At 68.9% G+C, this 14529-nt stretch carries 12 protein-coding genes and 1 pseudogene; 5 read left to right on the plus strand and 8 right to left on the minus strand.

Features of this window, described 5'->3' with window-relative positions; genetic code table 11:
* Positions 1-256 precede the first annotated feature (256 nt).
* From ACIF83_RS05355 to ACIF83_RS05365, 3 genes are all read left to right on the plus strand, one after another.
* A complete protein-coding gene (locus ACIF83_RS05355) occupies positions 257-1066 on the plus strand; it encodes a DeoR/GlpR family DNA-binding transcription regulator (protein WP_399723582.1) in 810 nt (269 codons plus the stop codon).
* Positions 1066-1815, plus strand: coding sequence for an HAD-IA family hydrolase (locus tag ACIF83_RS05360; protein ID WP_399724055.1), 750 nt, complete (start codon positions 1066-1068; stop codon positions 1813-1815). The genes ACIF83_RS05355 and ACIF83_RS05360 overlap by 1 nt, the downstream gene beginning before the upstream one ends.
* A gap of 139 nt (positions 1816-1954) precedes the next feature.
* A complete protein-coding gene (locus ACIF83_RS05365; protein ID WP_399723584.1) occupies positions 1955-2137 on the plus strand; it encodes a hypothetical protein in 183 nt (60 codons plus the stop codon).
* A 458-nt stretch (positions 2138-2595) separates the two neighbouring features.
* Here ACIF83_RS05365 and ACIF83_RS05370 read toward each other — a convergent pair whose 3' ends face one another.
* The 4 genes from ACIF83_RS05370 to ACIF83_RS05385 are packed head-to-tail and all read right to left on the minus strand — an operon-like array spanning position 2596 to position 7526.
* A complete protein-coding gene (locus ACIF83_RS05370) occupies positions 2596-4269 on the minus strand; it encodes a glycoside hydrolase family 13 protein (RefSeq protein ID WP_399723586.1) in 1674 nt (557 codons plus the stop codon).
* A 52-nt stretch (positions 4270-4321) separates the two neighbouring features.
* A complete protein-coding gene (locus tag ACIF83_RS05375) occupies positions 4322-5155 on the minus strand; it encodes a carbohydrate ABC transporter permease (RefSeq protein ID WP_399723588.1) in 834 nt (277 codons plus the stop codon).
* Positions 5152-6216, minus strand: coding sequence for a carbohydrate ABC transporter permease (locus ACIF83_RS05380; protein WP_399723590.1), 1065 nt, complete (start codon positions 6214-6216; stop codon positions 5152-5154). Before ACIF83_RS05380 ends, ACIF83_RS05375 begins: the two co-directional genes overlap by 4 nt.
* An 11-nt stretch (positions 6217-6227) precedes the next feature.
* The gene (locus tag ACIF83_RS05385; RefSeq protein ID WP_399723592.1) at positions 6228-7526 is read right to left on the minus strand and encodes an ABC transporter substrate-binding protein; all 1299 of its coding nucleotides are present in this window, start codon (positions 7524-7526) and stop codon (positions 6228-6230) included.
* 317 nt (positions 7527-7843) lie between these two features.
* Between ACIF83_RS05385 and ACIF83_RS05390 the strand changes: the two genes are divergently transcribed.
* Together ACIF83_RS05390 and ACIF83_RS05395 are read left to right on the plus strand one after the other, a co-directional pair.
* On the plus strand, positions 7844-8911 hold the full coding sequence (locus tag ACIF83_RS05390) for a LacI family DNA-binding transcriptional regulator (protein WP_399723594.1): 1068 nt from the start codon (positions 7844-7846) through the stop codon (positions 8909-8911).
* A gap of 79 nt (positions 8912-8990) precedes the next feature.
* A pseudogene (locus tag ACIF83_RS05395) lies at positions 8991-9159 on the plus strand (pirin family protein); the annotation flags it as partial.
* Positions 9160-9256: 97 nt separating this feature from the next.
* On the opposite strand, the gene ACIF83_RS05400 reads toward ACIF83_RS05395, so the two are convergent.
* The 4 genes from ACIF83_RS05400 to ACIF83_RS05415 all read right to left on the minus strand — a co-directional run bounded on the left by ACIF83_RS05400 (position 9257) and on the right by ACIF83_RS05415 (position 14503).
* Positions 9257-11221 (minus strand): protein-arginine deiminase domain-containing protein, encoded by a 1965-nt coding sequence (locus tag ACIF83_RS05400; protein ID WP_399723596.1) that lies wholly within the window; start codon positions 11219-11221, stop codon positions 9257-9259.
* Positions 11222-11369: 148 nt separating this feature from the next.
* A complete protein-coding gene (sbnA, locus tag ACIF83_RS05405; protein ID WP_393477301.1) occupies positions 11370-12395 on the minus strand; it encodes a 2,3-diaminopropionate biosynthesis protein SbnA in 1026 nt (341 codons plus the stop codon).
* A gap of 36 nt (positions 12396-12431) precedes the next feature.
* A complete protein-coding gene (gene sbnB / locus ACIF83_RS05410) occupies positions 12432-13502 on the minus strand; it encodes a 2,3-diaminopropionate biosynthesis protein SbnB (protein WP_393477299.1) in 1071 nt (356 codons plus the stop codon).
* Positions 13499-14503 carry a TauD/TfdA family dioxygenase gene (locus tag ACIF83_RS05415; RefSeq protein ID WP_393477296.1) on the minus strand — a complete coding sequence of 335 codons (1005 nt, stop codon included), beginning with the start codon at positions 14501-14503 and terminating at the stop codon, positions 13499-13501. The genes sbnB and ACIF83_RS05415 overlap by 4 nt, the downstream gene beginning before the upstream one ends.
* Positions 14504-14529 lie beyond the last annotated feature (26 nt).

The raw sequence follows: 14529 nt of genomic DNA on the forward strand, positions 1-14529 counted from the left end.
GGGAAGGTCGGAGTGCCCCAGGCCCGTATGCGAAACTGCGAGCCTGGTGTCACCCGACCGTCCTTGGACCTCCTCCCGGCCCGAACCCTGGTTCCGGCCCTCGTCCACCGAGCGGAGCCCACCGGTCGAGGCACCGGGCACGCCCCGGGAGAAGGCGAACACGCGTCAACGGCGCCGCAAGGCAGTGTTGTCTGTGAGGGACGCCCTCCGTCCCGTGTCGCCGGACCGAGTATGACCGAAGGGAAGGAGAGTCGCCGTGGCCGCCCGCACGCGAGCGTCGCATGCCGTCGTCGAGGAGCGGCGGAAGGCCGTCCTGCGTTACGTCGCCGAACATGGTGAGACCCGCATCAACGACCTCGCCGATCTCTTCGACGTGAGCCTGATGACGATGCACCGGGACCTGGACGACCTGGCAGGGCGACATCTGCTGCGTAAGGAGCGCGGACGCGCCGTCGCCTTCCCCGCCCTCACCATGGAGATGGCCACCCGCTTCCGGGAGAGCAGCGCGCTCCCGGCCAAGAACGCACTGTGCGCAGCCGTCGCCGACCGGATCAAGCCGGGCACCACGGTACTCATGGACGACTCGACCACCCTGTTTCCGCTCGTCCCCGTACTGGCCAGGCTGGACCAGCTTCATGTCGTCACCAACTCGGTCGGCCTGGCGCAGCGTCTCGGGGCCGAGTCAAGGGTGAACATCACCCTTCTGGGCGGGCGTTACCGCGGCGACTTCAACTCCTGCACCGGCCCCGCGGTCACCCGCGCGCTGTCCCAGATCCACGCCGATCTCGCGCTGATGTCCGCCACCGCGATCCTGGAGGGACGGCTCTTCCACCCCATGAACGACTACGTCGAGGTCAAGCTGGCCATGCTCGCCTCCGCCAACCACGCACTGCTCCTGGCGGACCACTCGAAGTTCGGCAAGACCGCCACGTACGCCTACGGCACCGTGGCCGACTACCAGGCGGTCATCACCGACGCCGACACCCCCGAGGCCGAGCTCGCCGCCATCCGCGACCTGGGCGTGCCCGTGGAGACGGTCACCCTCGAAGAACAGCCCGCCTCGTGATGCAGACGCTCTTCGAAACACCGAGTGCCTACCGCCCCAGCGACGCCGAGACGGCCGCGCCAGTGCCCCAGGTGCAGGCCGTGCTCTTCGACTTCAGCAACACGCTCTTCCAGATGATCCCCCTGGGGGCATGGCTTCGCCGAGTGGGCCGCGCCTCCGGCCGCCTCGCTCTGCTCGACGAACCCGGCGCCGAGGCCGAGATCTCCCGCCAACTGCGCACCGCCTTCCGACTGCCTTCGGTCGTCGCACTGCAGCAGGGTCGCGACCTTTCTCCCGAGCGGCACCGGCAGGCCATGCACGGGTGGTGGCAACACGTGGACTTCCTGCGCGGCGCGCAGGAGACGGCCTACCGGGAACTCACCGCCCCGGATGCGTGGACCCCGTACCCCGACACCGAGCCCACCCTGCGCGCACTCCGCTCCCGCGGCCTGCGCGTCGCCATCGTCAGTGACTTCGCCTGGGACCTGCGCACCCACCTCGTCCACTACGGGCTGGACACCTTGATCGACAGCTGCGTCATCTCCTACGAACAGGGCCGCGAGAAGCCCGATCCGCACCTGTTCTTCAAGGCGTGCGCCGACCTTGGAACCGAGCCCCGCGCCACGCTCATGGTGGGCGACAATCCGGTGCGTGACGGCGGTGCAACCGCCTGCGGCCTGCGGACCTACATCCTGCCGGCCGAGAACCGAACCGGCGAGCGCGGTCTCGCGGACATGCTTCGGCTGGTACCCGGACCGCAGCCGCGCTGAGTCTCCTGGCCGGTGAACGGCCGGGCTCTCGCCGCGGCTCTCGACAGCGCCATCGTGGCGATGAGAACGGACGGCACCCTGCCACGCTGTCCACCGGTTGCCTCGCCGACGGACGGCCATCCCGGGTGCGGAGCGCCAAGTGACCACCACCGTTGAACTGCCGACGGGCGAGCACGCCGAACTGCCTGTCACCCCGCCCGGACGGACACTGCCCCTCGCGGCTGCCGCGGTGGCGGAAGTCGCCGGCACCGCGGCGCCGACCGTGGCGACCGCCGACTACGTCATCGGCTCGCTGCCCGCCTCCAGTCGCCGATGGCCGTGATGGCCGGGACCGGGCGCCTCGGGCTCCGGTCTCCTGGGCGCCTCCGGCCTCTCACCGCAGGCCGTCCTCGCCGAAGTGACGGACGAGGAGCCCCGTTTGCGTGCAAGGCGGGGGCTCGTCGGCAGATGGGACGCCGCCGTGGTCGACCGCCGCTCCATCAGCGACGACCGCCGCACGGAAGCACATGGCCCAGCGATACCAGGACGGCGGGCCGCCTCGGCCGATGCGACATGGCCGACGCCGAGAACAGCGCTCTCAGGGCCGAGCCGAACGTACGCTGCCCGACGCGGCACATCCCAAGCCCAGGACTCGGACCAGCCACGGACCGGTCATGCTCCAAGGGGGCCGTCTTCCTCGAAGCCGCAGCGGGGCCACCCTGACGTTCAGGAGCAAGGGGCCAGGGCCCGTCCGGTCAGCGGGGGAGAACACCGGACAGGCCCTGGTGGACAGGTGAATGCCTACAGGGCGAGCCAGACCGCCTCGTCGGGTGCGAGCAGGCCGTCCTCAACGGTGCCGCTGGCCAACAGGATCGAGGTGTGGTCGGGGAGCCGGTAGGGCGTGGATGCGAGGTTGACCACGCAGACGAAGCCCGGTTCACGCCGGAAGGCGAGGACTCCGGTCGGGGCGTCCAACCAGGTCAAGCTGCCGTCGCCGAGAGCGGGGTGGTCGCGGCGCAGGCGCAGGGCCGTGCGGTACAGCTCCAGCATGGACGTCTCGTCCCCGGTCTGTGCCTCCACGCTCCGCTCGCCCCAGCCCGTCGGCTGCGGCAGCCAGGGAGCGGCGGAGGCGTCCGCGGGGCTGAAGCCGAACGGTGCGGTCTGCCCCGCCCAGGGGATCGGTACCCGGCAGCCGTCGCGCCCGCGGTCGGAGTGTCCGGACCGCTCCCAGATCGGGTCCTGCAGCACCGCCTCGGGCAGGTCCTCGACCTCGGGCAGGCCGAGTTCGTCGCCCTGGTAGATGTAGGCGCCGCCGGGCAGGGCGAGCATCAGCAGGGCGGCGGCGCGGGCGCGCCGGGTGCCCAGTTCCAGGTCCAGGGAGCCTTCGGGGCGGTAGGGCTCGTTGGCCACCCACCGCTTGACCGTCTTGCGGCCGTATCGGCTGGGGTGGCGCATGACGTCGTGGTTGGACAGCACCCAGGTGGCCGGCGCGCCCACCGCGCCGAGCATGGCGAGGGAGTCGTCGATGACCGCGCGCAGGTCCTTCGCGTTCCAACTCGACATCAGGAAATCGAAGTTGAACGCGGTGTGCAGGCCGTCCCCGCGGACGTAGGCGGCGAGCCGCTCGGGGGTGTCCGCCCAGGCCTCGGCGACGAAGGACCGATCGCCGGGGAACTCGTCGGCCACCTTGCGCCAGGCGCGGTAGATGTCGTGCACTTCGTCGCGGTCCCAGTGAGGGTGATCGACGTGCTGCCGGGGCCGCTCGGGCCCGGGGCCGGCGGAGACGAGTGGACCCAGCCGGGCCGGCTCCTGGCGGGGTGGCAGGTCGGGCAGTTCGGGGTCCTTGACGAGTCCGTGGGCGACGTCGATACGGAACCCGTCGACGCCCCGGCTGAACCAGAACCGCAGTATCGACTCGAACTCGGCCCTCACCTCGTGGTGTTCCCAGTTGAGGTCCGGCTGCTCGGGGGCGAACAGGTGCAGGTACCAGTCACCGTCGGGCAGCCGGGTCCAGGCCGGTCCGCCGAAGCACGAAACCCAGTCGTTGGGTGGTTCGACGCCGTCGGGTCCCCGGCCGGGGCGGAAGACATAGCGCTCCCGCTCGGGACTGCCCGGTCCGGCGGTCAGAGCCGCCTGGAACCATGCGTGCCGGTCGGAGGTGTGGTTGGGCACGATGTCGGGGATGACGCGGATTCCGTGCCGGTGCGCCTCCTCGATAAGTTGCTCGGCCTGGGACAGGGTGCCGAACAGCGGGTCGATCTCGCGGAAATCGGCCACGTCGTAACCGTGGTCCGCCATCGGGGACTTGTACCAGGGATTGATCCAGATGGCGTCGACGCCCAGCGACTTGAGATAGGGCAGACGGGAGCGGATGCCGGCGATGTCACCGACACCGTCACCGTTCCCGTCGGCGAAACTGCGGATGTAGACCTGATAGATGACGGCGCTGCGCCACCACGGTGCGGTACCGGACATACTGCTGCGTTACTCCTTTGAGGATGAGGGCAGGACGGCGGGCCGCCCGGTTCTACTTCGCCGCGCCGGCGGTGAGTCCGGCGACGATGCGGCGCTGGAAGAGCAGCACCATGATCACCAGAGGAACGGTGACCAGGACTCCTGCTGCCATCTGGCTGCCGAACGGGGTCTCGAACTGGGTGGCGCCGGAGAACTTGGAGATGGAGACCGGTGCCGTCTGCATGACAGGCTTGTTCGTCATCGACAGGGCGATGAGGAACTCGTTCCAGGCGGCGATGAAGGTGATGATCGCCGTTGTGAAGATGCCCGGTGCGGCCAGAGGAACGATGATCTTGCGGAAGGCCTGGCCCCGGGTACAGCCGTCGATCATGGCGGCGTGCTCCAACTCGTCCGGCATCTGCCGGAAGAACGTGGTCAGGTTCCACACCGCCAGGGGCAGCGCGAACGACATGCTCGGCACGATCATGGCCTGATAGGTGTTGATCCAGCCGATGTCCGTGAACAGCTTCAGCAGCGGCACCACGATCGACACCACCGGGAACATCGAGGTGGCGATGATCAACGTGAGGATCAGCCGCTTGAACCGGAACTCCAGCCGAGCCATCGCATAGGCGGTGAACGTAGCCAGCAGCAGCGCACATGCGGTGGTGATGCCGGCGACGATCAGGCTGTTGAGCAGCGCATGTGTGAACCCCTGGGACGGGGCGAACACCGCGCGGTAGTTCTCGAACGACACCGGGGAGGGAAGCAGCGAGGTGTCGAAGATGTCCGAGGTGCGCCGCAAGCTGGAGACCAGCATCCAGTAGAACGGGGCCAGGCAGTAGGCCACCACCATGGCGACACCCACGTACAGCAGCCGACTCCGCCATTTCGCCGTGATGGTCATGCCGTCACCTCCGCACGGCGCAGCACCGTGAGACGCCGACGTCTGTTCCTGCCTTCGCTGCCGCGTGCGCCGCCGCCGACGAGGTCGGCGCCGAGCAGCCGGACAAAGGCGAGCGCGATGAGAAAGACGTAGAGGAAGAGGAGCACCGCGTAGGCGGAGGCCGGTCCGAAGCGGACGTTGGAGGCCTCGTTCTGCGCGAGCATGGACAGGGTTTCCACCGAGTTCTTCTGCGCGCCGATGAGGATGTACGGCAGGTCGAACATCCGCAGCGCGTCCAGGCACCGGAACAGCACCGCCACCAGCAGCGCGGGCTTCACCAGGGGCAGGGTGATGTGCCAGAACTGGCGCAGGGCGCTTGCCCCGTCGATCCGGGCCGCCTCGTAGACCTCCTTCGGAATCACCTGGAGGCCGGCCAGGACCAGCAGTCCGATGAAGGGCGCGGTCTTCCACACCTCGGCGATGATCACCGCGACCTTGGCGTGGAAGCCTTCGGTGGTCCACAGGATCTGATGGCCGATGACGGCGTTGGCGATGCCGTCGCTGTTGAAGATCCATCGCCACAGCAGCGCGGAGATGGCCGTGGGAACCGCCCAGGGCACGAGGATGCCGGCCCGTACCAGGGCCCGGCCCCGGAACGCCTTGTGCATGATCAGGGCCATGGCCACACCGATCACCGTCTCCAGTCCCACCGTGACGACGGTGAAGAAGGTGGTGTTCCAGAAGGCGTTCCAGAACCGGTCCCCGGCTGCGCCGAAGACTTCGGTGTAGTTCCTCAGCCCGACGAACGGCTCGCTGGTGCGGATGAAGCCGGTTTTCGGGTCCAGCCCCTTGGCCCCGTACAGCGACTCCTTGAGCGCCATGACCGTCGGATAGAGCACGACGATCGACAGCACCAGGAGCGTCGGGGACACCAGCAGTGCCGCCATCCGCCCCGAGCCCGCGGTCGCCCTGGTCCGCGAGCGCCGACGGCTCGTCGGCCTGCGGGACTGTCCTGAGGGACTGCCGGCCGTGCTGCCGGACTCGTCCGCGGCGGTGTCGGGCGGGGTCTTTGTGTCGGTCATGGCCCCGCTCCTCACTGGGCCGCGGACTTCTGCAGGCTGCTCTGCAGGTCCTTCAGCGCCTGCGCGCTGCTCTTGCTGCCGGTCAGAGCGGCGTAGGCCTCCTGCTGGATCGCCGATGTCACGTCGCCGTACTGCACGACGCGTGGACGCGGCACGGCCCGCAGGATGGACTGCTTCAGGACGGGCAGGTAGGGGTACTGCCTGACCAGCGACGGGTCGCCGTACAGGTCCGCGTACGGCGGGGCGAGGGAGGCGTCCTTGAGGAACGTGTTCGAGCTGTCCTCACTGCTGAAGAACTTCATGAAGTCCAGGGCCGTGGCCTTGTTCTTGGCGAAGGACGACAGGGCCAGGTTGTGGCCGCCGAGGCTGGATGAGCCGGGTCCGTTCAGGCCGGGCAGCGGCGCGACCGCGAACTTGCCCGCCACCTTTGCCTTCTGGGCCAGGGAGTACACGTACGGCCAGTTGCGCAGGAATATCAGCTTCCCGGACTGGAACGCCTGACGGCCGTCCTCCTCCTGGTAGGTGATCGCCTCCTTGGGGATCGTCCCGTCCTTGACGGATCGGGCGAGGAAGTCCAGGCCCTTCTTCGCTTCGGGGGTGTCGACGTCGGGCTTGCCGTTCGCGTCGGTGACGACACCGCCCGCGGAGTTCACGGCCTCGGCGAAGTTCACGGTCAGCCCCTCGTACTTCTGGAACTGGCCGGCGTAACAGGACATGCCCTTGGCCGCGGGCAGCTTCTCCACCTTGGCGCAGTCGGCCGTCATCTCCGACCAGGTGGTCGGAGGCTTGGTGACTCCGGCCTTCTTCAGCAGGTCGGTGCGGTAGTACAGCACTCCGCCGTCCGAACTGGCCGGGGCCGCGTACAGGTTGCCGCGGTACTTCGCCGTCTCCACCACCGGCTTCAGCATCTTCTGCAGCGGGAACTGCTTCTCGGGCAGCGGGTCGATCCACTGGTGGGCGGCGAACTCCGACGTCCACACGACGTCGAGGGAGAGCACCGTGTAGGCGTCGGACTTCGTCTCCGCGTTCTGGATCATCTGCTGGCGCTGCGAGTCCGCATCCGTCGGCAGCTGGATGAAGGTGACCTTCTCCTTCGGGTGCAGTGTGTTCCACCGGTCGATGACCTTCGGGACGACGCCGGAGGTGTCCTTGCCGGCCACGTACGTGATGGGGCCACGGCCCTGGAACGACGTACTCCCGGCCGCCTTCCCGGAGTCATTGCCCCCGGACGAGCCGCAGGCGGTGAGAAGGAGTCCGGCGGCGGCGAGCGTTGCCGAACACTGAAGGGCTCTGGTGGTTCTGGTCTTCACTGTCTCTCTCCTGGTCGTGCGGAACCGAAGCGCGGCTGACAGTGCTGTCACGACGTTGCGGGAAGGAAAAGTGCTGGTCAATAAACCAAGAGATGGCTACCCAGAAACAGGTTCGACCCCGCCGAGACAACGCTTGCAAGCTAGGAGTGCACCTGTGGGAAGTCAATGCGTAACTTGCCAGTAGCATCGACGAATTTAGATGAACCGCACACATTATTTACGGGGCGAATCGGCATAAAAATTCCCATACCGCTCTCGATGACAGCGCTGTCACGAGACTCTGAAACAGGGGAGCGGATCTGTGCTAACTTCCGCTCATGTCATCCGCTCAACGGCTCCCCACGATGGCCGACGTCGCCGAACGGGCAGGGGTTTCCTCATCCACCGTCTCGCGCACCCTGCGCGGCCTGCCGACCGTCTCGCCGGAGGTCCGTGCCCGGGTCGAAAAGGCCGCTCGCGAGCTGAACTTCGCGGTCTCGCGACAGGCCGCGAGTCTGGTCACGGGCAAGACCGGGGTCGTGGCGGCGCTCGTGCCCACGCTCAACTCGTGGTTCATGGGGTCGGCGCTGTCCAGCCTGGGCCCGCTGCTGCGCGCGGCCGACATGGAGCTGACCGTCTACGTGATACCCGACATGACCGAACGCACCGCGTTCTTCGAGCGCCTCCCGGCCCGGCGGAACGCCGACGCGCTGGCGGTGTTCGGGTTCGACCTCACCGAAGAGGAGACCGTGCGGCTGGACGACCTCGGAATGCCGGTCATCTATGTCAGCCAGCACGCCGAAGGCCGCCCGAGCGTGTACGTCGACGACGTGGCCGGAGCCTGCAAGGCCACCCGACACCTGCTCAACCTCGGGCACCGCAGGATCGCCTTCGCGCCGACCATGGGCGCCAGCGGCTTCTGCTTCAGCTCGCGCGAACGGCTGCTCGGCTACCAGCAGGCGCTCACCGAGGCGGGCATCCCGCTGGACGACGACCTGGTGGTCACCATGTCGTTCGACGACAAGCGGGACATCACGGAGGGGGTCGGGAAGCTGCTGAGCCTGAGGGAGCCGCCCACTGCGATCTTCGCCGAGATGGACGAGTTGGCCATCGCCATCATCTACTTCCTGCGCAAGGCTCAGATCCGGGTGCCCGAGCGGATCTCCGTCATCGGTTTCGACGACCACCAGGTAGCCGAGTGGACAGACCTGTCCACTGTCGCCCAGTCACCCTCGGACATGGGCCGCCTGGCCGGCGAACTGGCCCTGAAGCTCATCCATGCATCCGACGCGGACCACAACCAACACGTCGTCCTCCCCACGCACTTGATTCCCCGGGCCACCACGGCCCCGCCCCCCACCCCTGAGGGCGAGCGCGAGGACGCTTCCGAGGGCTGGCACGTCTGAAAGTTGGTCGCAGGCAAGGAGGACGCATGATTGTAGACCTCCGTCAAACGCGCGACCTGGGAAGAACCGTCGATCGCTGTGGAACCTCATCGGTCGCAGCCACGAGGACATCGCCCGGGCCCGGGAGGACTGGGAAGCCCCGTCCGACCGCTTCGGCACCGCCGAGGGGTACCCGGGGGAGCCGCCTGCCCGCACCCTCCCTGCCGAACGCCGTCACCACGCCGCGCGGGAACCCGCCGCACAGCTGAACTCCGTCCTTCCGCCGAGCTCGCCCGGAGAGGGCCGGACCAGCCGTACGTGACCGCCGGTCCGGCCCTTTGGACGCGTGGGGCTATCCGCCGCCGGTCACTGTGCCGGGAGCTGCCACCACGCGGCCGACGCGTCGCGCAGGGTGTTGGTGCCGCAGTGCACCTCGCCCATGCCGAGGTGGTACGTGTAGTAGTCGTCGATGTACGACACCTTCAGACCGGCCTGCCGGTACGTGGCGTTGACCGCCTCCGTGAAGATGTCCTTGCCGTCGATGACGGGTCCCCACTGGCGCGGGGCCAGGTAGCGGTCGCGGCCGAGGAGCACGCCGTTGACCGCTCCGGGGACGTACGCGCTGGTCGTCACCGTCGCGCGAGCCGCCGCACGAGCGTCGACCCCCTTCCGGGTGAGCCACTTCTGCCGGCCGTATTCCCCGAGTGTGCCCGCGAGGGGGGAGCCGGCGCCCATGCGCGTCAGGCGGGGCACGGGGACGGCCCGGCCGCGGCCGGCCGATGCCTCCGAGTCGCGCGTGTACAGGGCGGGCACCCGGACGATCTCGCCGTCGGTGATGCCGGTCTCCCGCTTCAGGATCTCCAGGTCGGCCGCGATGCGCTTCGCCGCCATCTCGTTGTCGGCCACCAGGTGCCGGGAGGCGAGCGCCTGGTCGATGGTCTCCTTCGGTGCCGGTTGGCCGCTCAGGCCCGGGACGGAGAACATCTTCGTCCTGCCGTGGCCGTCGCGCCGGGCGTCACGCAGCAGCCGCAGCCCGGCCTTGGGGTCGGCGACACCGATCCGCCAGCCGCGCGGGGTGTCGGCCGGCAGGAACTGCACGAACTCGTCGACGTGGCCGACGCTCAGCCAGGAGGTGTCCAGCAGCAGCGGATCCTGCAGTCCCTGCGATGTGAGCAGCGTGCGCATCGCCTTCGACGGGCGTGCCCCGCTGTCCCCCCGCTCGCCCATGATGATGCGTCCGGCCGGGAACGAACGCCCGCCGTGCGCGTAGGGCGGGATGGTCTCCAGGTTGCCCATGGAGTTGAGCGACCAGTCGTCCGGGCGGGCCCGGTCGGTGACCTGGACGACGCCGATGTTCCGGCCGCGCACCTTCTCGAACAGCTCCCGGCCCGCCTCCCGGTCCAGCTGGGCGGAGCGCAGCATCACCCGCATCACCTGCCGCCGGCCGTCCGGACCGGTCATGCTGACGTAGGCCGGCTCCACGAAGTCCTGGGCCCACGGGTCTGCGTACTTGTCGAACGTGACCAGCGGCTTGGTGATGCCGGCCTTCGTGACCTCCTTCGCCAGGTCCTTGACGAACTTCCGCTGCAGGCGCCCGTACTCGCCCCCGCCCCGGACCTTGGTGACCATCACCTGCTGGGCGTCCTGAAGGTGATGCTGTGTCAGCAGCGGTGCGACCCGCAGGGTGACCGAGTCGGAGGTGGACCCGCCGGCCGACGTCACCGTCAGGCGGATCACCGCACGGCCGTCCCACTTCGCGCTGTCCCGGATCACGTCGGTGGCCTCGACGCCCAACTCCACGCCGGAGCGCAGCTCGGCCGCGGTCAGCCGGGTCCGGGGCGTGACCAGCACCCAGTTGCCGGAACGCTTCAGGAAGACGTGGGTGTGCTTGGCTCCCGTGGTGACCTTCAGGCTGCCCTCGGCGTCCGCCGGAAGGTCCGGCACGGGCACGGAGCGGACCCGGGCGAGGTCGGCGGCGTCCGCCGTGCCGTCGACCTTCTTGTCGGCGGCGTCGTTGCACGCGGCCAGCTCGGCGTCGGACAGATGTCTGCCGCCGGGACCGGTGACCGGGCACCGCTCGGTGTCGTCGTCGAGGTTGGGCAGATAGACCGCTCCGCGTCCGACGGACCAGGAGTCCTCACCCGTCTCGTCGGTGCTGCCGGTGATGTCGACCTGCCCGTCACGGTTCACGTCCGCGCGCAGATCGGCGCGGGACGACGGCTGGGGCGCGGAGGCGGTGGCGCTCGGTGCGGCCAGTACGGTTCCGGCCGCGGCGAGGGCGAGGATGACGGGTCCGGCAGGGTGCAGGCGTATGCGTGCACGTGAACGCACAGCGTGTTCCTCTCCATTGGGGGGTTTCGCTGTGCAAGAGGAGGAATACGAGCTGTGCGTTCACTGTGAGACGCGTACCTGGCCGAACGGCGGCGGCCCGCCGCGCACTCGATGCGTGACGGGCCGCCGGTCTGTCCGGTATGCGCCGCTACGGTCCTGATCGGCGGTCCGGCGTCTCGGAGGTGGACTTGTCCTTGCGGGGCAGGGCGATCGCCTCTTCGTCGTCGAGGATGTGGTCGCCGTAGAGGTCCTGCAGCCAGTTGGTCTGGTAGATGGTGTCGAGGTAGCGCTCACCGAGGTCCGGTGCGATGGCCACCGCGGTGAGGCCGCGTGCGTCCTGCCGGGACAGCCAGTCCGTCGCGCCGCTGACCACCGTCCCCGTGGAGCCGCCGAAGAGGAAGCCACGCCTGGCCATGCGGTGACAGGTGCGGATGGTGTCCGCCTCCTCCACCCGGATGACCTCGTCCACGAAGGACTCGTCGAGCAGCGGGGGAACCATGCTCATGCCCAGGCCGGGGATCATCCGGCGGCCCGGTTTGCCGCCGAAGGCGACCGAGCCCACGCTGTCGACGGCGACGATCCGCACCGGCCGGTGCCACTGCCGGAAGTAGCGGGCGCAGCCCATCAGCGTTCCGGCGGTGCCCGCCCCGACGAACAGCACGTCCAGGCGCGGGAAGTGCGTGGCGATCTCCGGTGCGGTCGTGCGGTAGTGCGCCCGCCAGTTGCCCGCGTTGGTGTACTGGCTGAGCCACACGTACCGGTTGTCGGACGCGCACAGCGCGCGGACGTACTCGATCCGGGTGCCCAGGAAGCCGCCGTTCGCGTCCAGGTCGGCGACGACATGCACCTGGCTGCCGAGCGCCTCCATCAGCAGTCGCGTCGACAGGTTGCATCGGGAGTCCGTGACACACAGGAACCGGTAGCCCTTGCTCGCGGCGATCATGCTGAGCGCCACGCCCAGGTTTCCGGAGGACGACTCGACGATGATGGAATCCGGCGTCAGGATTCCGTCCCGCTCGGCGCTCTCCACCATCTCGTTCGCGGCCTTCAACTTGATGGAGCCGGCGAAGTTGAAGCCCTCGCACTTCAGGTAGAGGGAGCATCCGAAGATCGACTCGAGGTCGACGAAGAGACAGCCTTCGTTGAAGTCATGGGGAGCGGAAATTACGGGCACGGTGAGCCTCCTGGAGCCAGGGCTGAGGACAACGCCTCAGCCGAACCGGCGCAGGTCGTGGAAGAAGTCGTCGATGAGGCGGAGGTCGCCGGCCCCGGCTGCTTCGTCGTAGACGTACTTGCCGACGGCGAGATCGAGCACGCCGAGTCCGAAGGGCGAGAAGATCACTGGGCGGTCGTGCGGCGGGGCGGCCCGACCGAGCATCACGTCGTTGAGCGTGCCGTTCAGGAAGTCGCGGTTGCCGGTGCGCTGCTCGACCAGGTGGGGGGACGTGTCGGCCTTCAGGCAGTGGTCCACGTCGTCCACGAAGTTCGCGGAGGCGAGCAGGACCTCGGGGGAGAGGTCACGCAGGGAGATGTGCAGCACCAGCGGGTTGTGGTCGAACCAGGCCGGGGAGGTGACATGGGGTTCGCCGGCGATGGTCGCGAAGACCACGAGGTCGCTGGAGCGGATGAGGTCCTCGGCGCTGTCATGGACGACGATCTCCGCGGTGGTCCCGGCCTGCCGCAGGTAGCCGCAGAACCCGGCGGTGCTCTCGGCGGACAGGTCGTGCACGCCGATCGTGTCGAACTTCCAGTCGGTTCCGGCCAGGAACGTGTGGATGTAGCGGGCGATCAGCCCGGTGCCGAAGAAGCCGATCCGGGTGGGGCGGGACCGGTCGCGGCTGAGCCAGTCGGCGGCCAGTGCGGCGGACGCGGCGGTCCGGGTCGCGCTGATGACGGAGCTCTCCAGGCAGGCGAACGGGTATCCCGTCTCGGGGTCGTTGAGGATGAGGACCGCGGAGGCCCGGGGCAGCCCGGCGCGCACGTTGTCCGGAAAGCTGGAGATCCACTTCACCCCGTCCACGTGCACCGACCCGCCGACGGAGGCGGGCAGCGCGATGATCCGCGCGCTGGGCCGGTCCGGGAAGCGCAGGAAGTAGGAGGGTGGGTTGACCGAGTCCCCGGCGCCGTGCAGCCGGTAGGTGGCCTCGACCAGCTCCACGATCTGCTTCTCGCGCCCGTCGAGCGCCTGCTGCACCTGCGTGCCGGAGATCACCGCGAACGTCGGCACCGGGACCCCGTCGAGGAGGGCCCGCCGAGTGGCGGTGGACGACAGTTGGGTCATCGCTCGCTCGCCTCCGAGGTCGGCCAGCAGTCGGCCAGGCGGCGCGGCTCGGCCATGCCGACCAGCACCTGCCGCTCTCCGGTGAAGGGCTCTCTGCTGTGTGCGGTGCGCAGGTTGTCGACGAGCATCAGGTCGCCGGCCTGCCAGGGCTCGCGCCGAGTGTGCTGCTCGTAGGTGGTGTTGAGCAGCTGGACGACGTCCTCGCCGATCGGGGTGCCGTCGCCGTAGCGGGTGTTGAACGGCAGTCCGTCGGCGCCGTACTCGTCCACCAGGTACTCGCGCACCTCCGGGGCCAGCGTCCACTCGTTGAGGAAGGCGATCTGGTTGAACCAGCATCGCCGGCCGGTCAGCGGGTGCCGCACGACCGCGCTGCGGCGCTGCTCGGTGCGCAGGGAGCCGTCGGGCTGCCAGGCGAAGTCGATGGCGTGGGCGCGGCAGTAGTGCTCGATCTCGGAGTGGTCGTCGGTGCCGAACGACTCCGCCAGAGAGGCGCCGATCTCGTCGTTGTAGGCGCGGGTCAGCAGCCAGCCCTCACGCTCGAACCGTTCCGTCAGCGCGGTGGGCAGCGCCTGGAGCACCTGTTCCGCGTCGGCCACCGCGGTCGCCCCGCCCTCGCCGGGCGCGGTCAGACAGGCGAACAGCATCAGGCCGGGAACCTCCAGCCGGTAACTCAGCTCGTGGTGCATGCACATCGGCTGGTTGGCCGGCCAGGCCGTGGAGGAGTACAGACCCGAGCCGTACGCCTCACGGGGGGCGAACGCCTCCTGCTCCGGCATCAGACCGCCGGTCAGCCCGGCGAAGACGGCACCGACCTGGGCCACGTCCCGCAGTCCCAGTCCACGGACGACGAGCGCCCCGTGCTCGGTGACCTGCGCATGCAGCGACTCGCGGTACTGGGCCGCCCAACTCGCCGCGTCACCGGGCGACTCGACATGCAGGAGCGCGGGTCTGTCCGGCCGCAGCTCCACGTCGAGGGGTGCTGCCAGAGGTGAGGACGACATCTCGGTTTCCCTTCGGTTGCCCGTTT

Source organism: Streptomyces sp. NPDC085866 (genome assembly GCF_044541035.1).
Taxonomy (GTDB): Bacteria; Actinomycetota; Actinomycetes; order Streptomycetales; family Streptomycetaceae; genus Streptomyces.